Genomic DNA, 23,778 nt, shown 5'->3' with positions numbered 1-23,778 from the left:
GGTTGCGTTCCAATGCGCCACAAAAAGCCACCTGGGTCGCCAGCTCATCATCCCCATCACGTAGTGCTTTCCAGAAATCAGGCTCCAAGCGCTCCAGACGCTTACGAATAGCGGTGGCATTGCGTTGAGCTGAAGCAGGCGTTCTTTTTTGCAGAATATTGTCCACCTGAATCGCCTGATGCCATTGTTCTGGAGTCGCCTCACGCAATAACAGATCCGCGATTAACCGACTTTCACGCACCATCAGTGAACCACCAATCAGGTCACTGTCATAATGAAATTGTTCTAACATGGCCAATCTCCTATGAGGCCTGATCAAACAGATAAGACGACAGTTTTTCGATATCTGAACGTTGTAGTACCAAGGGATATTTCAAGGCATCATCTGCTTCAGCCAGCGTGATCGCAGCCTGATATCGCTGCAAGGTATAGTGAGCCAGGGCTTTTTTGACCGGAATCTGTAATCTGCCATCAGGCATGCCGAAGTCTTTTTCGACCAGCGCTTTTTGAGCTTCATTCAATTTTGGATTAGGGATCAGCGTCAGTACAATTTCTTCATGCCATTGCTGATCCTGAGCAGGGTCTACTGACTCAATCGCCACCACAACAGGTGTGCGATCAATTCTGGAGAGTAAAAAGTCCTTAAACTGCTTGCTCTGATGGCAATAGGCACGGACATGCCAGCGAAAACCGGTATACACCAGGGTATGTGGGGAAATGATGCGTTCATGCCACTGCGGATTCTGCATGGAGGCATAAATAATTTTGAGACAGCTTTGTGTTCGACAGGCACGCAATACTTCCCTGATGACTTCAGGACGCACACTGCGATCGGGTAATTGAACTGCTGCAAGATTCGGTTCTGGCATCGCAATCAGCGCATGCGATTCACTAACCAAACCTGACAGCATGTTGAGATATTCATTGATATGCGCTGTAGTCAGTACAGGCTGGAAGCTGGCTTTAGGCACATAACCCTTGACTGAGGGATCATGAATCAAGGCATCGGGGTTATACAGCGTATTATAGCGCTTGATATCCGCAGAAGCCTGCTGTCGACTCAGTCCAAACCAGCTCATCAAACGATTGGTAACCAAACGACCTTCCCAGTATGCAAGGAGTTCAATGGCTCTCATTCTGAGAAGCACTTCATGCTTATCTGTCGTCATATACCAATCAGTCAATAAATAGCAGCTTTAAGACTACCCTACAGCAAATATACAGTAAACATTTTTGACGGTATTTAAAGGTAGTATTGCAATCACCAGATAAAAAATATACTAGTATCCTGATGATAGCCGTCAAAGTACGATCTCTAGCAGATCATGGATCCTGGTATAGCGCGTGAATTGAGCTAAGTTTTAGAATGAGAGCAATATGGGTTTTAGATTTCGTAAAAGTATTAAATTATTCCCGGGTTTTAAAATTAATCTGACCCATAAAGGCATCAGCAGTGCCAGCATTGGCAAACCCGGTGCTTCTTTAAATATTGGTAAAAAAGGCACCCGAACCAGCGTGGGCATTCCCGGAACAGGACTTTCTTATTCCAAGCATCATCCTCATACAAACAGGCCGAATACTCCACAGAACGCCTCTGAGCAACCACCGCCATTGAATAACCCAGGTATGCAGACATCCAGATCAACTGTCTGGCTCTGGATCGCTTTTGGGGTGTTGTGTTTTATTGTTGGAGCAATCGTCTTTTAGAGGCTTTACAATGATGTTTGATTTTTATCATGGAATCATTTGAAGTGTCAGCAGTAGGCCTGAAGAAACACCAAAATTGATGCTGAGTACGATATTGGTTAGGTGTTCAACTTACTTCTAATCTTTGAATATTAAGTTTAATCATTTTTTCAGTGAGCTTAAAGTTACCTTCTTTCCATCCTGCGATCACTGCTTGATTCATAGCATCTGAACTCACAGTGGTCCAATCGATCGTATAACCTAACTTAAATAGTATCTGGCCTAGCATGAAACGTTGTGAGCGACCATTACCTTCTCTAAATGGATGAATATAATTTAAAACAACAAAAAATCTGGCTAAAAAACTACAGACCAAATCTATATTTTCTTTATTATTAATCAAATGGTTAAAGTTATTATTGAGGCATGAAAACAGCAGATCTGATAAAGGAGCTATGCTATTGTAACGGAGAAAGATACATTCACCTTTATAGGTATTCACGCGTCTTAATTGGCCAGCCCATGGGTAGACATCCATAAATAATTGATGATGTATATTTTGTAAGTGCTGTAAATCAAAATTGCCTAGAAAAACAGAGATATTTTCCTGTAACCTTGTATTTTGTAAGGCACTTAGCGCTTTCTCTGCCTCATTCAGGTCTTTGGTATTAGAAATACCAAGATTGTTGATCAAAACACCATTTTCATCACAGAATGGATCATCATAAAAATCTTCTTCCGTCAGATAATAATGTAGTGCATCATCAAAAAACATTTTTATCGTACACGGTACATTTCAACGAGTGTATTTCTGGCTTGTTCAAATGTCTTAGAACCCGTCACATAGTCATTAATTGCTTGTAAGCCTTTATTATCTACAACCAAATTATCTACGGCAAATGAAGCTTTTACGATTTTAAAGGCTTCAGTACGGCTATTTCTCATACCAATAACTTTTTTCATAAAATTCTCGCTTCAAATGGATCATGCAGACTCTAAGGATATAACATTTTCATTGAGAAAAAAGAAGTTCCTATGAAGTTTTCACAATTATCTTAATAATTCACCTTGAATATAAAAATCCAAATTCTGTCTTTTTGATTATTTTCTATGTCATGTTATGTCATTGCTACTACGACTTATTTGCCACATAAATTGGGTGAAAAGTAAATGGAATTACTATGTTAACTAGAGTGGAACTCATTTTTGTGGTGCTGATGGTGTCAGGCTTAATCTTGATTGCTTATGAAATGCTAAAAGGTTTATTCTAGGGCATCTACACATGATTTTTGATCAAAAAAATACCCATAGAGGGAATCTATGGGCAAAACTAAGGATCTTGACGATCATTCAGAAACTACAGCTAGCTTCTAACTATGATTCTGCATTAGACTTCTTGCGTTAGTCAAATTTTAAGCAGCCAAAAGCTATATTTTATGAGGCTTTAGCCAATTCAAAAATTAGATAAAACTATACTTTCGCAAGAGGTCTACTGAATTAAAAAAACCACATTGGCAAAATAGATCAAAAGTTAAATCATGTGATTTATCATTAATTAACACACTTGAGAACACAAAAACATAGCCCTGCTGATTAATACAATAACTCACCAAACAAATCCGCTCTGATCTCTTCTAAGCTGAGATCTGATTTCATTCTATTACAGATTGGATGAACCAGCAGACCATTCTCTAGCACCCCTTGCCCACCAACGGCTTTGGCAATTTTATGATCCGATTCAGTAGAATCAAGATAGATTAATCCATCACAAATGAGGCAAAAGTTATGATTACCCACCAGAAAATTGTGCTTAAGTAAACTTTTGGTTAATGCTGAAAAGGATTTGGGCTTTGAGCGCGAGATTGGACTAATCGACTCCACATATCCCACCACATGCTTCACGACCGTATCATCATAATTCCCCAAAAATCTTTCAACATAAAACTCATTAAAGTTTATGTATTTGAAGGCCTTAGACATGGACAGAATAAATGTATTCAGGCATTCCTCATCATCAAAATCAACCTCCATTTCCAAACTTAAGCAAATAAAGGCTTTATAGACAATTTGTAGCCGATCATAGCCCTTGATACCACTGCCGAACTTGCCGACCGTTTCGGTGGTCGCCACGGGGAAATTGGCGATCAAGAACTCAATACTACGGCGTACCCGGGTGAAGTCCTTGAAACTAATCGTTCGATGATGAATCTGCATGCGACTTTCATGAATTTCAAACACAATTGAAAACCATGCTAGAAAGGAAGTAATTTGAAAACGCTGGTCCTTATAAAAATATAAGAACGGATGTAAGCCCAAACTCGGAACCCCAGTATTTTTTACAGGAGTGGCCATTCTGCAAAGGGCCGTAAACAGATGTGACATGATCTTTTCAACGCGTTCACCCTGATTCAGGCTCATGATATTATGAATCCGATCACCCGCGATGATATTCATGAGCTCATTGACCAAGCCAATTTTTTTGCCATGACTCATTTCAGTATCTAATAAGATGGTAGAGAAAAGCAGCTGATGGATCCTCTCCCCCAACTCGATGAGCGCATTTAAACGTGTATATTGAAGCTCTTCTAAATTGGATTTATTGTCATTGATATAACAACAAGCATAGATCGCATAATATGCATCACTTCCCCGACTTCTTAGATGATATTCCTCATATTTATCCAGGCGTTTAGTATCTGAGTTAATCGATTGGAATACGCGTCGTGCATCTTCTGGAGTACCAAGCACTTGCCGGAAACTGATTTTAATATCGTCTAATTTAGATTTTTGTTCTGCAAATTTAGGATCAATACAAATTTTTTGGAAGTCAGCCAGATCCCCTAAATGATTTCGCAGGTCACGAATATCTTCTTTTTGTTGATCGCTAAAATTAGGCGCTTGAGTGGCTTGTTCATCTGCAAAATATCTCTTGACCCACGCATAAATACTCGAAAGACGATGCGCCCCATCGATAATATAGATGTTGCCGTGTATATCTTTCCAATACAAGATACACAAATTGATATTTTGATCTTCTGTGCAATTCCCAATAAAGTTTGCAATTTCCCGCACACTCCAACATTCAGTAGAACGCTGGTTATCCGCTTTAAATAAACATTTGATGATGGCATGCTTTTCAAAATCAGTCAGTGCAACTTCAAAATTGTCTCGTTGCATTGATGGTGACATTTCTTCTGGCAACATGACTTTACGCTGAATGATATTCGTCAGTAATCGAGTTTGGCCCATTTTTTGTTTTCTCCAGGCAGCACTTCTCTATATTCGCTCAAATACGAAATTTGAAAGTGCATATCGTTCAATTTGGTTAAAGCGATGAATTAAATGACCGTCAATATCCGGTCAGCGCTAACAAAAGAAACGTAAGAGAAATGGGGATTTGAGATAATGAAATCTTCATGCTGAGTACCTGTAGTTTAGATTTTACTATCTACAACCATCTTTTTCCACGAGATGGAGGTAGACCAAACAGGGGTGGAAATACCGCACTACAGAAGACGGCCAGTCATCGACTGCCCTGCCTGGCCTACCATAATGGCAAGCTAAGCATAATAAGCACAAAAAAACCGCTTAAAGCAGTTTTAATGCTTCTGTAGTAATTTTCAGGTTTCCACGCCTGATTACAGATTTTACTGTAATGTAATTATCATATTTGTATCTTTTTCTTTGGTCAAACCAAATTAGACTTTTTTTAATCATTAATTCTATGAAAGGACCTCAATAAATTAAAATATTGAGCATTATTAAAACAAAAAATCAAATTCGCGGATTCCCAGGCCTTTGCTTGGCAAATCAGATTTTGACAAAGCAAAGGCCTGGGCCCCTTTTGAACCACTTATTAAGCTTAGGCTATTTTTAGAATATTTATGATTAGCAGTTTTAACTAAAGGCGGCTTTGTTGCACAAAGATTTGAAATGCAAAGCGCCCCTAATTGAGCCAAATTTAAGTGACAACTTGGGTATGAGGTCGGCCGAGCTCCGTAAATCTGTTGAGGACTGCTACACGTGCATGAATCTCATTCACTTGGCTATCAAAACTCCTTGTACTGAGTTTATCTCCTAATAATTTGATGCAATGCATCTTAGTTTCAACCAAACTTCGCCGATGATAGCCTGACCATTTTTTCCATAGTGTCCTGCCTAAACGTTTAACTGTTCGAAGTAATTCATTTCGCGCTAGCGAGCTACTCTTTGTATCTTTCCATGGTTTCGCATTTTTTCTAGGTGGAATCACTGCATGCGCTTGCCGATCTGCAATGACCTGACGGCATTGCTTGGTGTCATAAGCTCCATCGGTATAAACAGAGTCAATCTGCTCATCTTGTGGAATCTGATTAAGTAAATCACCAAGCACCTGTGAATCACTGACATTATTGGTTGTAAGCTGAATAGCGCGTATTTGTAGGGTTTTGGCATCTATACCAATATGTAGTTTACGCCATTGGCGACGATATTCAGCTCCATGTTTCTTGCGTTTCCATTCGCCCTCACCTAGAAACTCCATGCCTGTAGAGTCTACGAGTAGATGCAGCCCATCGCTACTTTTTTGGTAGCTGATTACAATATCAATATGCTTTTGTCTTCTACAAAGCGTGGTGTAATCTGGAGCTATCCAATTTAATCCGCAAAGTTTAATCAGACTTTGCACAAAGCCAGTGACCATACGTAAAGACAGACGGAATAAGGATTTAATCATTAAGCAGCATTGGATGGCTGCGTCGGAGTAGGTTTGATTTCGCCCTTGTTTGCCTTTTGATGGCGCATACCATTGCGTAGCAGGATCAAACCAAATGGCAATATTTCCGCGACTCATGAGTGCTCGGTTATATGCGGGCCAATTGGTTGTGCGGTAGATTTTGTGTGTAGGCTTCTTCATTTGAAAATTATATCGCTGAAAAAGCCTTTACAGATAGGTTTGTGCAACAAAGCCACTAAAGGCTAGAATAAGGAATTTTCATTTATGAGCATTAACTCATCAAAACAGATTAATTCAACTTAAATACAGTTTCTATCTTCAGCAATGTATAAAATTGATTAAAAATTATCAACATAATATGAAAAAACGTACTTTTTATTTGGTTAAAAAACCAAAAAAATCAACCCAAAATAGAGGGTTACATTATTTAAAACTGATTCTCCAATTAATTTAAAACAACACTCAATTTCATATTAAATCGCTTTTAATTTATTATTTTATTAACAACAAAAGGTATTATTTATATCAATAATATTTCAATTAATTTTAACGTAGCGTGATTATTGTCTTGCGTCTCAACAATGCTGTTTTTTAGGCTAAAAAACACTCAAAAAGCCTAAAACCCGGGGTTGGATTTTCACCCTTAATTACCCAGTTTTTGAGCGATAAAAACTCACTTTTCTGCAAAAATATGCTAAAAAAAACTAAGCTGTAAAATCAACAAAAATATCCATTTGATTTCAATGTGTTTTTTTTGATGAATTTCCGTTGATATCGTCAACCTCTGATAGAACCTCTAGGCACTCTTTCATCTTGTAAAAGACGCTTTGCAACAGCATCTTTTGAATAAAATTATTATCTTTTTTATTCCATATTTTATATTTTTTTATTTTCACCTCGCCCTTTTTTACATTATTAAATTCACCCGTATTATATTCATCCCATTCAAAATTATCTGAATATTTTAAAAAATTATCTGAATCTTTTGAATAAATTTTATTAATAAAATCTAAGAATCTTTGATAGTCAATCAAGTCATTTTCAGATGATGCCTTAAAATTCAAAATAGGACGATCTTTTTCAAGTGAAATTTTATTTTCTAAACAATAAAAAAAATGTTTAAGATCATTCTGGGTTACATTTTTATTTAAGTTAAAAGGTTTCTCAATCTCATAGTGATTAGACCATGTCACCATTTTCTTCCAAGTAAAACCGATAAGATCCTCATGATTAGCATCATTTTTGACGTGACTTGTATAGAGAGAAAACGGCTGGCTGATCGATTGAATGAATTTCAATACTTCAGGATCGATCGTTGCTTTTTCTTTTTTTTCCCGCCACTTCCGGTATTCGTCTAGAAACGTTTCACGGTATAAAAATACGTCCTGTTGTTGAGGCTGCTTCTGCTTTTTCTTGCTCTTTAATGCAGCAGTTTGAGAATTATTTTCTGTGTGTGAATGAATCTTCTTCATCAATTTTAAAATATCTGTTTCATTCGACTGAAATTTAACCTTGAAATCGCGATGCATCAACTGACTATCGCCTAATAATGCCTTGATCAATTGAGGTGAATATTCACGGTTTGCTTGATAAAACATGTCAGCAATCAGGATATTCAGATGATGCAGATAATGTCTTGCAGTGATCCGAATGTCTTCATGCCCCATCAGATGCGCAAGTCGAGACCAGGCTTGGGCACTACGCGATGAAGCATCCTTCATATTGGGTAAAATGTGCTTTTTAAGCTTACGCCCAAACTCGGAATCATAGTCAGTAAAACAACGTACCAGTGCTATGCTGCCTTTTAAAAGGATAGCCAAATGTGAAGCGGTACTATGCCTGAAAGCGTGAAAGGTATATTGATGATCGTTTGTCCCTAATACAGTATTAAACAGCAACTGGGTAATTTTTGATAAATTTGTACTGGATAAAGGTTGTTCACCCAGCATAAAGAGCTGTTTGATTTTTCTATTGCAGACTGCTGCAGTCGCTTTAGAGCCAGGTAACTGGTTTTGATAAAAGCGACAAAATCCTGTGAACTCGTCCGGTGCTAAAAAATAAGCTAAATCAAACTGACGCGTGGCATTATCACTTTTCAGATCACGCTCAGAATTTAGACGAATCCTAAGGGTGAGATCATCAATATCACCCATTGTTTTTCTCATTTTATGGTCAGATCGATCGTCTTTCTGCTGATCTAAAGCGGATTCAAACACATAATAGAGCTGTCGATTGTCAGGATGTTTTCGTAACTGCGGAGATACAAAATCATCGATACAGATCCCGGCAGCTTCATCAATACGCAAGCCCAGTCTAAATGCCAATGTATAAACCCATTCTAGACAGGTTGCATCCTGCTCAGTCAGACCCAAAGCTTCTGGGTATCCTCTAAGAATCCGTATCATCAATTGAAACATCTGCGGACTAATGAGTCTGGTTTTTAAAAATAAACCGTCACTTTGACGTTCATATAAATATTGCACAATCGGTGCACGATGATTCTTGACTAAGTATTGGTGAAAAGCTTTCAGCCGATCAAAGGCATAACCCGAGGTATTGTATTTTTTATTGTTGTTGGTTTGGGCGGTCGTTTTATGATTTCTCTGATCATTCAGCAGTTTTTCTTCAACAATCGTGCGATACATTTCCTCAAACTGCTCTTCAGTGGCTGTATCTAGATTGATCTGCTGTTCTAGAATACAACAAAGTAGGTCAAGCACAAAACTACTATAGTAACGCTTGATCGTGGAGACTTTAATCGCTGCTTTCACATGATAAGCAAATTCGTTTTCTAACCACTGACACACGCGTAAATGTGCAATAGCCACTACATAATCTAGGTACTCGCCATTTCCAGCCTCATACGCAGATTTATAGTCCTCAGATTTTTGGATGCTTTCTTGGAGTTGATCCGCAAGCTGTTTGGGTTTGATATCCTGATGAAAAGATAAAAGCCAGGATTTCAGCTCATGACGTTGACCGGTTCGTCGATCATGAAATGTTTTGACTGTAACTGTAGGCATCTCCAAGTCTAAGAGTTGAGGCTTTTTTTCAAGATTTTTGATTCTAGCTTGAATAGTTTTCCAGCAATCGGGTTGATCATAGAGCTGTGTATACTGCTCATAGATTAAAGGCGAAGTGATGATCTGATTGTTCAGTACACTGGTACTTAACACATCCAGATTAGGAATCTCTTGCCACAAGACATAATCCATATGCTTAAAAATGGCAAAACCGGTCTTTTCCAAGCCTTTTAAAAATAGCTTCACGTGATTAAGCTGTGCAAATGGCTGATCCTCACGTGCTTTTCTAGAGTCCCCCTCCTCCGCCATATTCAGTACAATGTTTAAATGGATTTTAAGTTTTTCTAGCAGTAAGGCTTCAGGCTGATTCCCCGTTTCAATTTCACTCTGTTCTTTTTCCCAGTACAGCAATGGCGAAGTGCTTTGTAATACATACCCTTGCGGTCCATTGATTAGCTCCTGAATCCGTCGATAACATAGCATCGCAAAGGCATTGAAATAAATGTGTTGGGTTTGCCATAACTCCGCCTCTTCTTCGCCATCCTGACGATAGATGTTGCCATACTTTGTCGAGGGCAAGGTGTATGAAAAGACATAAGCCTTTTGAACCTTTTCGGCATCTGAATAGATCGGAAGCAAGCCACTATCTAGGTTCATATGAAAAATCGCATCATGAATGGCTATCAGTCGTTCAGGTTGCATGCATCCCTGATCAAAAATTAATGAAATACAAAGACATTCAAACAAGGTATTCACTAATTTTTGTTGCTCTTTAGCCGTAGAGTCTAAGAGGATACCTTGAGTTTGTTGTTTGAGATAATCCGCCCAATTCACATACAGTTTTTCTTTTACCTCGACGAGCATAGTACCCTGCTGTAACTTTCGTCCTGAAAAAACGTTGTCTAGACGTTTAGGTGTGTAGACTATCCAATCGGGCAACTTAATCTCATAGCTCTCGGCATAGGAAGGGTAATCCTTTTGCCACTGCTGGTTTTTCTCGTTACAAATCCGTTTCACTTGTTTAAAACAGAATTGAAGGTAATCTGCAGCATTGCCCTTAAATTTGGATATTTGGCAGAGCTGCTCTAAAACTGCTCTATAGAGAGTAAACTTGTCCAGAATTTGCTGATCAAGCCACTTAAAATCAATTTGAGCAAGGTCAGAATTTACATCTGTGTATGTAGCAGTGATCAGCTGAGAAATTTCCTTAAAAATGTCACCGATTTCTCTTTTAATGGCATTTTCTAATTGCGTAACAAGTGATGTATCAAGCACAAGATGGTCCTTTAAAGCACTTCAAGCTTTGCGATTTCTAGTTTGTTGAGCAAGCTTTTAACTTGTTGCTGAATGTCGTGTTTGTAGAGATAAGGGCTTAATCCAGAAATGTGACTGAATCCCATGCTCTGCTTATCATGGGTATATAGCGTATTGTGAATGTCACCACTCAGGGCGAGATGATTTTTAGTGAAATGCCTTGGCCAGTTTTTATAAATCTGTACAGTCTCTTTAAGGTAATTCGTGACAAAATCAGCAGACATGGGCTGTAACTCCAAATGCTCCACGACTTCAGCAAGATTCACCTGACCTTTTTGGGACTTGATCCGAGGATGTGAGATGACATAGAGCATAAAACCATCGTTTTCCAATTGCGCTTGCAAACTTTTTATCCCGAGTGATTCGATGGTTTTCGTCAGATATTTTCGATATGCATTGAAATGATCCTGCCAGTAGCCTGTAACAGGAACAGGACGTCCTACTTTTCGTGAATCAGTTTTTTTATCATGCACGTAAAGCAGTTGTGCCTTAGGATCATAATGTTTCAGTAACCCCGGCATGCCGACTATTGGACGCACCGTCAGGCAGATTAAGGAAAGATGCCACATCCAAATGCTGTAAGCATTCAGCTTCTCGATCAGATTCGCTTGAGTATTGGCTAATGTGTTTTTGACAAAATGATAAAGCTGATTAAAAAATTTACTCGCGGCCTCTACAGTCCAGCATCGCTGACTGCCGATACGTTCCTCACGATGAAAAATATGACCAGGGTGTTCATCCTCAATCCATGGTTCACCTTTTCTACGGTCTAATAGAACATTAATATAGCCTTGAAAATGCTGGTCGATTTGATCGATCTGACGCCCTTCATAGTTCCATTGCACGATATGACGGCTATCTCTGTTGGCCAGCAAGTGTGCGACCAGGTTATCATCCGTCTCCATATCCATATAAAAATAGATTTGCCGCTCTAACATACCACAGGTGATTTCGCCAATTGCATGCTCTTTAAAAATTTCCCGCAAAAAATTATTGTACTCAATCACACAAAATTCAGGTTCCTCTAAAGCCTCTAAACTGGTGATCCAGGGTGCTGGCATGCGCCATTCCAGGGTTAAGGCCCGATTATAACGCTGTGCTTTATCTTGCATGGCACCGGAATGATTGGCATTCAACTTAGGATCGATCACCCAATAATAATGGATGACTTTTTTGACTGATTTTTTTTTAATTCTACCAATATCAATCAAATACTTGATCTTTTGAAAGACCGTTGGACTCAGACCGGTCAAGAGACACATCAGACCACACACAGCTAAAGCCGATTGATATGCATCATTTCTCTTATTTTCTTGATAACACTTCTGCAATCGCTGATATACCTCAGTTAATAAACTGGGTTTCAGATAAAGCGGATTAGTTTTACAGGCTAAGTCACGTCGCTGAATTCTCTTAGCTTGCTTTTCGAGCTGTTTCTGTTTGTCATCAGAGAAACTCCCCTTCACCCGCTTGGCGATCTCATCCTGTTCAGGATCGACAAGATTGGCCTCTGTATCCTGTCCAGTATCCTCATTCTCTACATCCAACGATGATGTGCCTGAATCAGATTTATAGGTCATGCCCTTTTTAATATCGTTAATTAAAGCCTGAACATTAATTACTGTTGAATTTAATCTACTATTGGCAATCTCGTTGAAAACAATAATAAATTGTTGAATATAACGGCCAAGATTAAGCTGTTCAAAATCATTTTTTATTGTTTTACGCTCTAAAAGAATTTTTAACTCGTTGGCATCAAATTCATCCATAGCTTGGAGTTTGCGTGTAACTTTTTTATACAACAGTTTATTTTTCTCAGTATTCGATAACTGCTTTTGCAAAAGAAGTTTTAAATTATAAGATACTGTGTTGATTTTATTGTTGTTTTTACAATTATTTAGAATAACCTGTTTTTCATCCTTTTCATCCTTTTCATCCTTTTCATCCTTTTCATCCTTTTCATCCTTTTCATCCTTTTCATCCTTTTCATCCCTTGTAATCTGAGGCTCTAACAAGATGATTTCCTTCAGTATTTCACACAAGGCTGCAGTACAAAGATAGGAATAGATGAATACTGCTTTTTGTTGGTCGCTTAGTTCTCCTATAGATGCACTTTTAGCCCATTGCGTTAACCCTGCTAATAATTTCTGTTGTGTCACTATCCGATTATTTTTAATCACCACATGTATTTTGTGAGCAGCAGCATACAGTTCCTGTGCCTGCTGATCTTGCGCCAAGAGCTGAGTCAAAATTTGTTTTTTTACACTCAGGGGTTGATTGACCCATTCTTCCAATAGTTTAATTTGCTTGTCAGCTGACAATTCATCAGTTTGGCTCATAAAGCTACCATAATTTTTCAGGGTAAAAATTGATATTCAGGTTTCGTTCGAACTTGAGCTTCAAGTCTTTATTCAGGCCAAAGTATTTTTTATAAGTGTTTGCACTCAATTGAACACAACGCTGCGGATTTTTTCCCACCTTCATATACCGTGATAATGGCAAACCTAAGGTATCGGACAATTGAGTAAAAAAACATGTAAATAGAACAGCATGTACCTCTTTATGTTTGTGCTTTGGAACCTGTTCCAAATCTAAAGAAATTTTATGGATTAACCATTTTAGAATTTCAAATTCATCAACACCTTTATGGGATTTTTCACCCTTGTTAAGAATTCTTTTGATATAAGCATCCAGCTTGTTTTTAAGATTCAAGATAAAATGTCGAATAAAATCTGGTAAATCTAATATCAAAACTGCACTTAACTTGGTCAGGACTTCAAGTGATTTTTTTTGCATTTCCAATTTTTTTCTATCGTAACCATCTCAGCTGATACTGGCTGTATAAACTCAATACTGTTGAAATGGCTAATTTTTAAATTTACAACTTAGGCTCAACAGAATCTGTTAAGCCTAAAAAGGCAGATCATGAAGATAAAAATATTGTTGATTCTGATATGGATGAAATTTTAGATCCATCAGAAGATCAGTTACCGTTCTGGTAAGCATTTTTCCCTTTAACACTTTTTAATTCAATATGTATGATAAATAGCAGTACCCAATATTTAAAAAAATATTGGATACTCAATTATAAATTTCCACAGTGGAAATTTATAATTTTTATGGGTGGTCATCTAAACCGGCAAGAAATTCTTCTAACTTTTCAATCTTTTCTTGATTAAATTCAGCATTTAAACTGGTGCGAATATTTAGGACTGTTTTCCCATTGAGACTTTTCTCGATCTTAATCGAACCAAATTTAAGACCATTTTTATTTTTTAAGATCATTTTGTTTACTAGAGAGGCATTTTCGATGCTTTGATCTTGTTTTTTAGCTGTCTCTTGTACCGTTAGTGCTTTTTCTATTTGATAAATGAATTTTTTTGATGGACGATTTGTTTCTGTAAATTCATTTAGGTACTTTTTCCATATGGTTAACGTGGTATCTTCAACTAGTTGATGGTTAAACTTTAAAACCAGTTTATTTAATTCAGTTAACAATTGTTGTGCGGTTGCACCTGAAATCGCTTTGGGGTGGATTTTTAGATCTTCTTTTATATAGTTTGGCAGTTTATAAAAGCTCATTAATCTAAAGTATTTAGATTGATCTAATTGATATTTTTGAGTAATAAATTCTATATTTTGTATAGTATAACCAAACTCATCGCAGTGTTTTTGTATAGCATTGACTAATTCAAAATCACTAAGATTTGACCGATGTAAATTGTCAATCAATGAAATTAAAGCTGTCTTTTCTGTAGATTTATCATCTCGAATAATTGCACGAATAGTCTTATGTTTTAATACATCACGAACAGCTCGAAACCTTTTTTCTCCACCAACAAGCTCATATGTTTCTTCTTTTTTGATCACAACAATCGGATAAATTTGCCCATTCGTTTCAATACTTTTGGCAAGCTTTTCAACATCTTGTAAAACTTTGTCTGTAATAATGCGAGGTTGATGCTCTGAGAAGTCAATAAGCTCTATAGGTAGATCAACAATATTATTTTCAGTCGATGATACCAATGCAACTTTGCCTGTTCCTGCTGCATTAATAAATGCTTGTTCCATTTCAAAGGCATCATCAAAATCGACAATGAGTGGTTTTTTCGCCATTACAGGATCTCCACCAAAAATTCATTTAATTCATCTTTTGCTTTACTACTACCCATTTCTAATACTGATTTTCCTTCGATCATTGCATCGCGAAATTGTTTGCGATCACGCACAATGGTATTTAGTGTTTTCACAGACTTGACTTGTTGTAGCAACTCTAAAGCAGCATCAATTTCTGTAGATTTGGTATTGGTTGGTGCTTTATTTAAGACTACAAAAGTTTCTAATTTCTTATTTACTTGCTTAGCAGCATTTACCAATCTAAGCACAAATGGCAGCACTTCGATATCTGTTTGACTAGGTTGCGTTGGAATAATAAGAACATCTGCTATTAATAATGCTGAACGAAACTCAGCTGAATCACGTCCTGCAACATCCAATACAATATATTTATTATTATTTTTTAACTGTTGTAGTTCTTCTTTTAAATTATCTTTGAGCGAAATGGTTGTAATCGAGTCTTGTGTTCTACGTTTACTCCATTTTATAGAGGATTGTTGATCATCTCCATCTACAAGAATAGTCTGACCTTTTTTGCTCAGAGCAACAGCTAAATTGGTTGAGAGTGTGGTCTTTCCAACGCCACCTTTCTGATTGGCAATTACGTATATTGTCATGGATTAAATATATAAAAATTAAATTTATATTAGCATAATTTTAAAAATTAAAAAAATATTTTTAATTTTCCACAGTGGAAATTTAAAAAACTAAAAGCCTTTTTTTTCTTTTGTGTAGTCCCGGCATTTGATGGATCGGATCAATCTTAAAAAGTTCAGGTTCATCTATCCACTGTTTGCAGATGAATTCGTAGGGAGTCAGGCCCCTGAGTGTTTTGAGTCTGCGGTCGAAGTTGTATGTAGCAATAAAATCAGCAAGGTGAATGCATAGCTGAGTGTGATCGTCGTAAGGCTTTGTTGCACAAACCTATCTGTAAAGGGTTTTTCAGCGATATAATTTTCAAATGAAGAAGCCTACACACAAAATCTACCGCACAACCAATTGGCCCGCATATAACCGAGCACTCATGAGTCGCGGAAATATTGTCATTTGGTTTGATCCTGCTACGCAATGGTATGCTCCATCAAAAGGCAAACAAGGGCGAAATCAAACCTACTCCGACGCAGCTATCCAATGCTGCTTAATGATTAAATCCTTATTCCGTCTATCTTTACGTATGGTCACTGGCTTTGTGCAAAGTCTGATTAAACTTTGCGGATTAAATTGGACCGCACCAGATTACAGTACGCTTTGTAGAAGACAAAAGCATATTGATATTGCAATCAGCTACCAAAAAAGTAGCGATGGGCTGCATCTACTCGTAGACTCTACAGGCATGAAGTTTCTAGGTGAGGGCGAATGAAAACGCAAGAAACATGGAGCTGAATATCGTCGCCAATGGCGTAAACTACATATTGGTATAGATGCCAAAACCCTACAAATACGAGCAGTTCAGCTTACAACCAATAATGTCAGTGATTCACAGGTGCTTGGTGATTTACTTAATCAGATTCCACAAGATGAGCAGATTGACTCTGTTTATACCGATGGAGCTTATGACACCAAGCAATGCCGTGAGGTCATTGCAGATCGGCAAGCACATGCGGTGATTCCACCTAGAAAAAATGCGAAACCATGGAAAGATACAAAGAGTAGCTCGCTAGAGCGAAATGAATTACTTCGAACAGTTAAACGTTTAGGCAGGACACTATGGAAAAAATGGTCAGGCTATCATCGGCGAAGTTGGTTGAAACTAAGATGCATTGCATCAAATTATTAGGAGATAAACTCAGTGCAAGGAGTTTTGATAGCCAAGTGAATGAGATCCATGCACGTGTAGCAGTCCTTAACAGATTTACGGAATTAGGTCGACCACTTACCCAAGTTACGCCTTAAATTTGGCTCAATTAGGGGCGCTTTGCATTTCAAATCTTTGTGCAACAAAGCCAATTTAAACTAATTCTAACTGTTCGGCTTCTTCTGTAACTTCAATATCTTCAGCAGCAGAATTTTCAAATTCATCATTTAACCAACGCTGTAATAAACTACGCATTCTTGAGCTTGGTACATAAATATTGATTGGGTTACCTTCACGAATAGCAGAACGCCATATCCATTGGACCATCTCAGATAGAGCGAATACATCTTCCTTAACAGGGAATCCCTTCATAGCTGAAGCTTTAACAACCATTGGATTTGGATATAGGTTCATCAAGTAAGCTAAGTTGGTTTTGTCTTTGTATTCGTTAGTTGCCTTTGTATTGAAGGCTAACCATTCTTCTTTATAGCGTGATCCAGCAATTGCTGAATGTGCTTCTTTAAATGAAGTCCAAAGTCTATCTGACTTTTTCGCTTTAACATGGTTACGGAAATAGTTATCAAGATTTTTTGACAACTGCTCACATAAAGCTTTCTTATTTGATTTGAATTGGCTTGAACTCAATGCTGTAGTTTTAGTACCAATCTCATTAATAAACTTGTTATCTGAAATAGTGACTAAATGCTTAATTTGAGAAGGCTTGTTACCAAAACGGATCAGTTCATACTCAACGCCATACGATTTCAAATACGCTGACATTTGAGAGCCTTCAAACATATAAGTAGCAATCCAGACTTCTTTAAAAGATCTCAGTGTGTCGATACTCAATTCCCAAACAATCAGCTTCTGGTCCACATACAAGAGCTGACCGAGATCACACATTGTTGCTAGGTTTTCATATTTCGTACCCGTCGGGTCACCACCGTTATCACCATACTTTTCACGGTTGAAACGAAGAGTGACAGCATCATCATCAACATGAATCCAACCTAAACGGAAAAGAGCTTCTAACTCTGTAGATGAATGCTCTGTATATACATCATAGACTTGAATTGTTTCGTCAATAATCAGTACATAGTCTTTCGCATCATCCAACATATTTGGTGTTAGGTTCATAAAAAGCTGATGTGTACTGACTACGTTTTCTTTGTTCTTTAACAGGTATTGCAAGCTTTCAGCTTTATTTCCACCCTTATAGCTTGGATGCTTGAAACGTCTTTCCTTCAAAGGAGCATCATCTAAATATGCGTAATGAACGCTTGTATCGTCTTCTGTGGTAATTAAAGGACGTTTTAATACATCTTCAGGATCGTATGTTGTACCTGAAATACGATGGCATTCATCAAGTAATGGAGTGATGTAAAGAAAGTTCTGGTCTTTTTCTGCTGTTCTAATGTTTTCTATAATTTGAGTAGTCTTACCGCTACCCATCATTGCATCATAAACTTTAAACACTGTGCTTATTTTTCCTATTTGCACGTTTTATTATCCTCATTGCATATTGTTGTAATGGAAGACTGTTCTCCCCTCTTGAGACAGATTATATTACATCAAGACAGATAATGTCAATAACTTGTCTTGTGGATCTATTTTTGTCTTGAATTGCTTTATTTGTCTAGCTAAACACTTGTTTTGTTTTTAAATTTAAAACTGTGGATAAGTAAGACAGATTTCGGTCTTAATTGATCTTAGGTTTTATACGGCTTTCGCTGCAATTCGATACTCAAATTACAGTGAATTTATAAAGGAAAATTTAAAGGCTGTAGACAAAACCTTGTCTTAGACATTTTATAACTACTTGTTTTTAAAAATGAAAAAAGCAAAAACCTTAAAACAAAAATGTACGGATTCTAGGTACACATAAGCGCACACAGACATAGCACCTAAAGCCTATTTACTGACCGCCCTCTGTTCCTTCCATTACTGTAGCTATTGCATACAGTCGGTTGGTTGCTCAAACATTTACTTCAGCATAGCTTCGTTGTTACTCGCTATACTTCGTAAAGTTTCGAGCTGAGGTCCATTCTTTTATAACTCAATGTTTTCAACTGATTTTGAAGGAAGCTTAAAAAGTCTTATAAAATAAGGCTAGACAAAACCTTGTCTTGGGACTATCAAAAAAGTCAATCTTTTAGGGCTTTTTTTAACTTGAATCTTAAAGAAGAAATTATAAAAAAATACAGATAACTAATTAATAAATATTTAATTAATTTTTCAAATAAAGAAAAAGAATAGAGCGATATATCGAACTCCTTTCAGTCGTTCTCATATCTTCTTATAGAAAAATAGTTGTTCAACCTATAACAAGCTTCTTATTCATTTCCTTAACAGTCAATGAATAACAACCTTTAACAGTCAGATAATCAATCTTTAATCTGTATCCGTACCTTAACAGGCACGTATCCATATCAAACATTGAACTGACTGCCTACTAATCTGTTTTGTATGCTGTTTATTTTTCAATACTAATCAAATAGAATGAAGCTACAACTTTACATATAACTGTTTAATATGAAAAAGATAGTTTTAACTTTACTGTTGGCTTGTACTGGTACTATGGCTCAAGCTATTGAAGTGGATCATAATTACAAATTTAGTCTTTGTGCTGTAGCGGAGGATATAGCCAAAAGTTCTGTCGAAATACAAAAATATGAAGACATAGGAAAAGAAGAATTTAAGGTAGGTTATTTCAATACTTTAGAAACACAGTTAAACAAGCATTCCTTTTATAAAAACTATTATAAGCAACTAATTAATGCAGTTGTAGATGAGTTCTGGAACGTAAGAGATGAACAGTTAGCAAGTGATGTAGCTTTCCTTACGTGTATGACACTTGTAGAGGGAACTGATTTTAAAGACTACAAATACGAATAGCCTATGCAGAATAGGTATTCTTATTCCTAAAAGTTATAAGGATTGACAGTATAATAAAAATATGTTATATATGTATCTGTTTTCTATAACTAAAAATTATAAGCAAACAGAAAAACAATAAGAATAAAAACAACTTCAAATAAAAAGAGATACAACCATGTATTCAGTATTCATCATCACCAATAAAAAGAAATTCGTATTAGCAACATATCAAGACTTCAGTCCTGAGCTATCAGATCAAACAAAGCTACAGCTTATTCTAAATGGACCTACTGTTCCTGTAACTGTATTTGAACAGTACTTCAAAGCTCCTGAAGACTTTGAAATTAAAACTTTTAAAAGCGGTATCGACAATGCTTTAGAAGCAAGCCTAGAAGTCAACAACATTAATCTGGTACAAGCCAATAAGAAAGCAACAGCAGATGCACGTGTACCTGTATTACCAAAAACAAGAAAGCCACGTACTAAGAAGACAACAAATGAAGATCAAGGGCTGTAAGCGTCAAGCCTTCCTAGATCAAGCTATACTGAATGGCGGTCAACCAATCTTCTACCTAATCAAATGCTGGAATAAGGAAGTGAACCGTACCGGGTTTGTCGGAGACTCAATATTCTGAGAGACTATTCCGATGAAAAAACCAACCTATACCCCCGAAATTAGAGAAAGAGCGGTTCAATTACTAATTGAATCTGAAAAAGATTATCCTTCTACTTGGGCTGCAATCACAGCAATTGCGCCTAAGATTGGTTGTACTCCTGAAACACTTCGTGCCTGGCATCAAAAGCATTTAGATCAGCAAAATCCTATTAAAGTACAACAGATATCTGATCAAGAAAAAATGAAGCAAATGGAACGTGAAATTAAAGAATTAAAGCGTGCCAATGAAATTCTACGTAAAGCAGCCGCTTTTTTCGCCCAGGCGGAGCTCGACCGCCCACACAAATAATGGTGGATTTCATCCATAACAATAAAGACTTATATGGTGTTGATGCGATTTGTAGGATTTTACCGATCGCAGCTTCAACTTATTACCGAACTTTAGATCTCGCTGACAATCCAGAACATCGAGCGAAACGAGATCTACATTATAAGCATCATGCTGAACAAATTAAACGAATTTGGAAGGAAAGTTCAGGTCGATATGGTGTACGTAAAGTTTGGCAACAATTGAAACGTGAGGGTTATGTTATTGCACGTTGTACAGTTGCTCGATTGATGCAGAAGCTAGATATACAAGGTGTTTGGCGTGGTAAGAACAAACAAACTACCCGCAACCGAGATGATCAAAAACGAGCAGATGATTTAGTGAAACGTAATTTTAGTGCTGATCGACCTGACCAATTATGGGTCAGTGACTTTACGTATATTCAAACTCATTCAGGCTGGGTCTATACCGCCTTTATTATTGATGTGTTCTCACGAGCAATTGTTGGATGGAAAGTATCTACACGGATGAATACAGATATGGTGCTCGATGCACTTGAGCAAGCATTGCACGATCGAGGCATGCCAAAGAATGTGATTCATCATTCCGACAGGGGTGTGCAATATCTTTCGATTCGCTATACCAATCGTTTAGAAGCAGCAAATTTACGAGCATCAGTCGATACAACTGGTGATTCATACGATAATGCTTTGGCTGAAACGGTGAATGGCTTATACAAAACAGAGGTGATTGAATATTTAAAAGCAGATTGGCAAGGTTTAGCAGATGTACAACTTGCGACACTAAACTGGGTAGATTGGTTCAATAAAAAGCGTGTACACAGTGCACTAGGTTATGTGTCGCCTTTTGAGTTTGAAGCAATGTACTATGATAAGATTAACCCGTTAGGTCAGGTGGCTTAACTTAAATAAAAAAGTCTCCGACAAAACCGGTACGGTTCATGATTTTCATAGTGGTTTCCTTTGGTTTGGATTTGCATTAATCGGTTATCCCAAAACACCGCCGAAGGCGGCACTAACTATTCTTCCTCTTGGTTTGACCTCTACGTTGACATAAGTAAAGGTCTGCTCAAAGGAACATCATTTGATGATTCACATCAACCATTCATCGTAATTTCATTGTCTTCGATTAAGCTCATCCCCTATCATTTGATTATGTTACATATTCAATTGTTGGGGAGTGAATTGTATGGTTGGACAACGTGGAGGTAGTCGAGATGGTGCAGGTAGAAAGCCTCTATATGATGAACCTACTAAGGTCATTCGTGTGCCTGAGTCTAGAATTCTTGAAATAAAGAATTACCTAACAGGATCAAATAAAGCCAAGTTCAATGATGTAGCATCTATAACCCTAGTGAATCCAAGCTCTGTAATGAGTATTCCTTTGGCTTCAGAAAAGGTTGCTGCTGGCTTCCCTTCTCCTGCCCAGGATTATGTCGACAAAACATTAGACATGAATGAACACCTCATCAAAAATGAAGCAGCAACATTCGTTGTGAGAGTCGCTTCACTTTCCATGAGGGATGCAGGTATTGAGATTGATGACGAACTGATTGTAGACCGTAGCATTGAAGCCAAGCATGAAGACATCGTGATTGCACTGATCGACAATGAGTTCACTGTAAAACGCCTCATGATCGAAGGTGATGATAATCGTTGGCTTAAAGCAGAGAACCCTGAGTATTCCGACATTCATCTGCAAGATGGGCAGGAAATGCTAATTTGGGGTGTAGTGACTTTTGTCATCAAGCCATTCAGAAAGCGTTAGTAGCGTTCATCATTCTTCTTGGTTTCTTAACATGGAATGTAAAAACAAGATCTACGCTTTAGTAGACATCAATAACTGCTATGTCAGTTGTGAACGCATCTTTAACCCAAGCTTGAACAATAAGCCTGTCATTGTGCTATCCAACAATGATGGCTGTGCTGTAGCACGTTCCCAAGAAGCCAAAGACTTGGGCATCAAGATGGGTGTTCCTCTCTTTCAGATCAAGGACATCGTAGAGCAGCATCAGGTGCAGGTGCTATCGAGCAACTATGCATTGTATGCAGAGATGTCTCGCAGATTCATGAAAATCCTGTCCGATTTTGTATCTCCCAAAGAGCAGGAGATTTACTCAATTGATGAGTGCTTTCTGGATCTGACAGCTCATTCAGAGAATTACGACTTGACTGAATATGCCCATCAAATTCGTCAGCGTGTGTTTTCTTGGCTTGGTTTACCTGTATGTATTGGCATTGGCCGCTCAAAGACTGAAGCGAAACTAGCGAACCATATTGCCAAGAAGAACGCTTACTTCAATGGTGTTTGCAACTTGGTTTCAATGGATCCATGCTCTGCTGAAACTCTGCATCAAGCCATAGATGTTGGTGAAATCTGGGGCGTAGGCCGAAAGCATTCCAAGAAGCTCAACAGCCTGGGGATTCATTCAGTTATGGATTTTGTCTTGACTTCCCCTGTGATGATCAGGGACCAATTTTCTGTAGTGATGCACAGAACCTTATTGGAACTCCATGGAATTGCTTGCATTGAACTGGAACATACGCCACCAGCCAAGAAGCAAATTATTGCGAGTCGCTCTTTTGGTCAACGCATCTACCATATTGATGATCTCAAGGAGGCTATGTCGCTATATGTCATGGATGCGGTTAGCAGACTGAGAGATGATAATCTGTTGTGTGGTTGTCTGATTGGTTTCGTACAATCAAACCCATTTGATAGCTCAAAGCCCTTCTACAACAAGTTGTCAACGGCATTCTAAAATTGACCCCTTTTACCTTACAAATGGCAAAGTAAAATTGACCCCTTTGATCTCGTATTAAGTTTCAACCTGAGGCTGAATCCCTATTCTTTTTTTATCCTTCAAACGATAACTCTCACCCGATATTTGTACCACATGACAGTGATGCAATAACCGATCTAACATCGCAGCGGTCAACGTGACATCATCTGCAAAGGATTTGGACCACTGGCTAAAGGGTAAGTTACTCGTCAATATCGTACTGCCTTTTTCATAACGCTTGGCAATCACGTTAAAGAACAGATTCGCTTCTTCACGTCCAAACGGTAAATAACCAATTTCATCGATGATCAGTAATTTTGGGGCGAGTATCACCCGTTGCATATAGGTTTTCAATTTACCTTGCTGATAGGCTGTACTGAGTTGCAGCATGAGATCGGCGGCGGTAATGAACTTGATCTTAATGTTGTTCATGATGGCCTTATAGCCTAATGCCATAGATAAGTGCGTTTTTCCTACTCCGCTAGCCCCGAGAAACACCACATTTT

General features: G+C 37.8%; 17 protein-coding genes, 4 pseudogenes and 1 other annotated feature. Of the genes and pseudogenes, 7 read left to right on the top strand and 14 right to left on the bottom strand.

Annotated elements, in window-relative coordinates; translation table 11 throughout:
- Both FTU05_RS14475 and FTU05_RS14470 read right to left on the bottom strand, forming a co-directional pair.
- On the bottom strand, window positions 1–292 hold a 292-nt coding region (locus FTU05_RS14475), incomplete at its 3' end, for a BrxA family protein (RefSeq protein WP_180165816.1).
- A gap of 10 nt (window positions 293–302) precedes the next feature.
- Window positions 303–1,169 carry a WYL domain-containing protein gene (locus FTU05_RS14470; protein WP_046267517.1) on the bottom strand — a complete coding sequence of 289 codons (867 nt, stop codon included), beginning with the start codon at window positions 1,167–1,169 and terminating at the stop codon, window positions 303–305.
- A 208-nt stretch (window positions 1,170–1,377) separates the two neighbouring features.
- Between FTU05_RS14470 and FTU05_RS14465 the strand changes: the two genes are divergently transcribed.
- Entirely contained in the window at window positions 1,378–1,707 is a 330-nt protein-coding gene (locus tag FTU05_RS14465) for a DUF4236 domain-containing protein (protein ID WP_031974808.1), read from the top strand.
- 106 nt (window positions 1,708–1,813) lie between these two features.
- Here FTU05_RS14465 and FTU05_RS14460 read toward each other — a convergent pair whose 3' ends face one another.
- The 10 genes and pseudogenes from FTU05_RS14460 to FTU05_RS14415 form a co-directional block, all read right to left on the bottom strand.
- Window positions 1,814–2,461 carry a Fic family protein gene (locus FTU05_RS14460; RefSeq protein WP_000464611.1) on the bottom strand — a complete coding sequence of 216 codons (648 nt, stop codon included), beginning with the start codon at window positions 2,459–2,461 and terminating at the stop codon, window positions 1,814–1,816.
- Window positions 2,462–2,463: 2 nt separating this feature from the next.
- On the bottom strand, window positions 2,464–2,649 hold the full coding sequence (locus tag FTU05_RS14455) for a hypothetical protein (RefSeq protein ID WP_000755725.1): 186 nt from the start codon (window positions 2,647–2,649) through the stop codon (window positions 2,464–2,466).
- 630 nt (window positions 2,650–3,279) lie between these two features.
- Entirely contained in the window at window positions 3,280–4,935 is a 1,656-nt protein-coding gene (locus tag FTU05_RS14450; RefSeq protein WP_031974807.1) for an HNH endonuclease signature motif containing protein, read from the bottom strand.
- A 712-nt stretch (window positions 4,936–5,647) separates the two neighbouring features.
- Window positions 5,648–6,580, bottom strand: coding sequence for an IS5 family transposase (locus tag FTU05_RS14445; RefSeq protein ID WP_180165814.1), 933 nt, complete (start codon window positions 6,578–6,580; stop codon window positions 5,648–5,650).
- 560 nt (window positions 6,581–7,140) lie between these two features.
- The gene (locus tag FTU05_RS14440; RefSeq protein WP_180165812.1) at window positions 7,141–10,698 is read right to left on the bottom strand and encodes a hypothetical protein; all 3,558 of its coding nucleotides are present in this window, start codon (window positions 10,696–10,698) and stop codon (window positions 7,141–7,143) included.
- 11 nt (window positions 10,699–10,709) lie between these two features.
- Entirely contained in the window at window positions 10,710–13,076 is a 2,367-nt protein-coding gene (locus FTU05_RS14435) for a hypothetical protein (RefSeq protein WP_099518079.1), read from the bottom strand.
- Window positions 13,077–13,080: 4 nt separating this feature from the next.
- The gene (locus FTU05_RS14430) at window positions 13,081–13,533 is read right to left on the bottom strand and encodes a hypothetical protein (protein WP_031974804.1); all 453 of its coding nucleotides are present in this window, start codon (window positions 13,531–13,533) and stop codon (window positions 13,081–13,083) included.
- Window positions 13,534–13,854: 321 nt separating this feature from the next.
- Window positions 13,855–14,853: a ParB/RepB/Spo0J family partition protein gene (locus FTU05_RS14425; RefSeq protein WP_001085468.1), complete on the bottom strand. Its 999-nt coding sequence runs from the start codon at window positions 14,851–14,853 to the stop codon at window positions 13,855–13,857.
- The gene (locus tag FTU05_RS14420) at window positions 14,853–15,470 is read right to left on the bottom strand and encodes an AAA family ATPase (RefSeq protein ID WP_000158575.1); all 618 of its coding nucleotides are present in this window, start codon (window positions 15,468–15,470) and stop codon (window positions 14,853–14,855) included. The genes FTU05_RS14425 and FTU05_RS14420 overlap by 1 nt, the downstream gene beginning before the upstream one ends.
- A gap of 82 nt (window positions 15,471–15,552) precedes the next feature.
- Window positions 15,553–15,759: pseudogene (locus tag FTU05_RS14415) on the bottom strand (hypothetical protein); the annotation flags it as partial.
- A 55-nt stretch (window positions 15,760–15,814) separates the two neighbouring features.
- Between FTU05_RS14415 and FTU05_RS14410 the strand changes: the two are divergent.
- Window positions 15,815–16,746 (top strand): annotated as a pseudogene (locus tag FTU05_RS14410) (IS5 family transposase).
- Window positions 16,747–16,801: 55 nt separating this feature from the next.
- On the opposite strand, the gene FTU05_RS14405 reads toward FTU05_RS14410, so the two are convergent.
- Window positions 16,802–18,148, bottom strand: coding sequence for a hypothetical protein (locus FTU05_RS14405; protein WP_020753597.1), 1,347 nt, complete (start codon window positions 18,146–18,148; stop codon window positions 16,802–16,804).
- Between the two features lie 1,032 nt (window positions 18,149–19,180).
- Here FTU05_RS14405 and FTU05_RS14400 point away from each other — a divergent pair.
- From FTU05_RS14400 to FTU05_RS14380, 5 genes and pseudogenes are all read left to right on the top strand, one after another.
- Window positions 19,181–19,543, top strand: a complete 363-nt coding sequence (locus FTU05_RS14400; RefSeq protein WP_020753598.1) for a hypothetical protein — start codon at window positions 19,181–19,183, stop codon at window positions 19,541–19,543.
- A 157-nt stretch (window positions 19,544–19,700) separates the two neighbouring features.
- On the top strand, window positions 19,701–20,042 hold the full coding sequence (locus FTU05_RS14395) for a hypothetical protein (protein ID WP_020753599.1): 342 nt from the start codon (window positions 19,701–19,703) through the stop codon (window positions 20,040–20,042).
- A gap of 130 nt (window positions 20,043–20,172) precedes the next feature.
- Window positions 20,173–21,392 (top strand): IS3 family transposase gene (locus tag FTU05_RS14390; RefSeq protein ID WP_087513996.1). Its coding sequence is split into 2 segments (ribosomal slippage): window positions 20,173–20,449 and window positions 20,449–21,392, totalling 1,221 coding nucleotides; the frame shifts between segments, so codons are not numbered across the junction.
- Window positions 20,448–20,564, top strand: a sequence feature (AL1L pseudoknot). It overlaps the preceding gene by 117 nt.
- 286 nt (window positions 21,393–21,678) lie before the next feature.
- Entirely contained in the window at window positions 21,679–22,257 is a 579-nt protein-coding gene (locus tag FTU05_RS14385) for a LexA family transcriptional regulator (protein WP_020753601.1), read from the top strand.
- 31 nt (window positions 22,258–22,288) lie between these two features.
- Window positions 22,289–23,233: pseudogene (locus FTU05_RS14380) on the top strand (Y-family DNA polymerase); the annotation flags it as partial.
- Window positions 23,234–23,308: 75 nt separating this feature from the next.
- Here the strand turns inward: FTU05_RS14380 and istB are convergent.
- A pseudogene (istB, locus tag FTU05_RS14375) lies at window positions 23,309–23,778 on the bottom strand (IS21-like element ISAba8 family helper ATPase IstB); the annotation flags it as partial.

Origin of the sequence: Acinetobacter sp. YH12049 (genome assembly GCF_013419875.1) — a bacterium.
In the GTDB taxonomy this organism is placed as follows: domain Bacteria; phylum Pseudomonadota; class Gammaproteobacteria; order Pseudomonadales; family Moraxellaceae; genus Acinetobacter; species Acinetobacter amyesii.
This window is presented reverse-complemented; position numbering and strand designations above follow the sequence as displayed.

Excerpts from the sequence above, each read along its gene's own strand:
- FTU05_RS14470 (WP_046267517.1), bottom strand. The coding sequence starts at position 1,169 with ATGACGACAGATAAGCATGAAGTGCTTCTCAGAATGAGAGCCATTGAA.
- FTU05_RS14465 (WP_031974808.1), top strand. The coding sequence starts at position 1,378 with ATGGGTTTTAGATTTCGTAAAAGTATTAAATTATTCCCGGGTTTTAAA.
- FTU05_RS14460 (WP_000464611.1), bottom strand. The coding sequence starts at position 2,461 with ATGTTTTTTGATGATGCACTACATTATTATCTGACGGAAGAAGATTTT.
- FTU05_RS14455 (WP_000755725.1), bottom strand. The coding sequence starts at position 2,649 with ATGAAAAAAGTTATTGGTATGAGAAATAGCCGTACTGAAGCCTTTAAA.
- FTU05_RS14450 (WP_031974807.1), bottom strand. The coding sequence starts at position 4,935 with ATGGGCCAAACTCGATTACTGACGAATATCATTCAGCGTAAAGTCATG.
- FTU05_RS14445 (WP_180165814.1), bottom strand. The coding sequence starts at position 6,580 with ATGAAGAAGCCTACACACAAAATCTACCGCACAACCAATTGGCCCGCA.
- FTU05_RS14435 (WP_099518079.1), bottom strand. The coding sequence starts at position 13,076 with ATGAGCCAAACTGATGAATTGTCAGCTGACAAGCAAATTAAACTATTG.
- FTU05_RS14430 (WP_031974804.1), bottom strand. The coding sequence starts at position 13,533 with ATGCAAAAAAAATCACTTGAAGTCCTGACCAAGTTAAGTGCAGTTTTG.
- FTU05_RS14425 (WP_001085468.1), bottom strand. The coding sequence starts at position 14,853 with ATGGCGAAAAAACCACTCATTGTCGATTTTGATGATGCCTTTGAAATG.
- FTU05_RS14420 (WP_000158575.1), bottom strand. The coding sequence starts at position 15,470 with ATGACAATATACGTAATTGCCAATCAGAAAGGTGGCGTTGGAAAGACC.
- FTU05_RS14400 (WP_020753598.1), top strand. The coding sequence starts at position 19,181 with ATGAAAAAGATAGTTTTAACTTTACTGTTGGCTTGTACTGGTACTATG.
- FTU05_RS14395 (WP_020753599.1), top strand. The coding sequence starts at position 19,701 with ATGTATTCAGTATTCATCATCACCAATAAAAAGAAATTCGTATTAGCA.
- FTU05_RS14385 (WP_020753601.1), top strand. The coding sequence starts at position 21,679 with ATGGTTGGACAACGTGGAGGTAGTCGAGATGGTGCAGGTAGAAAGCCT.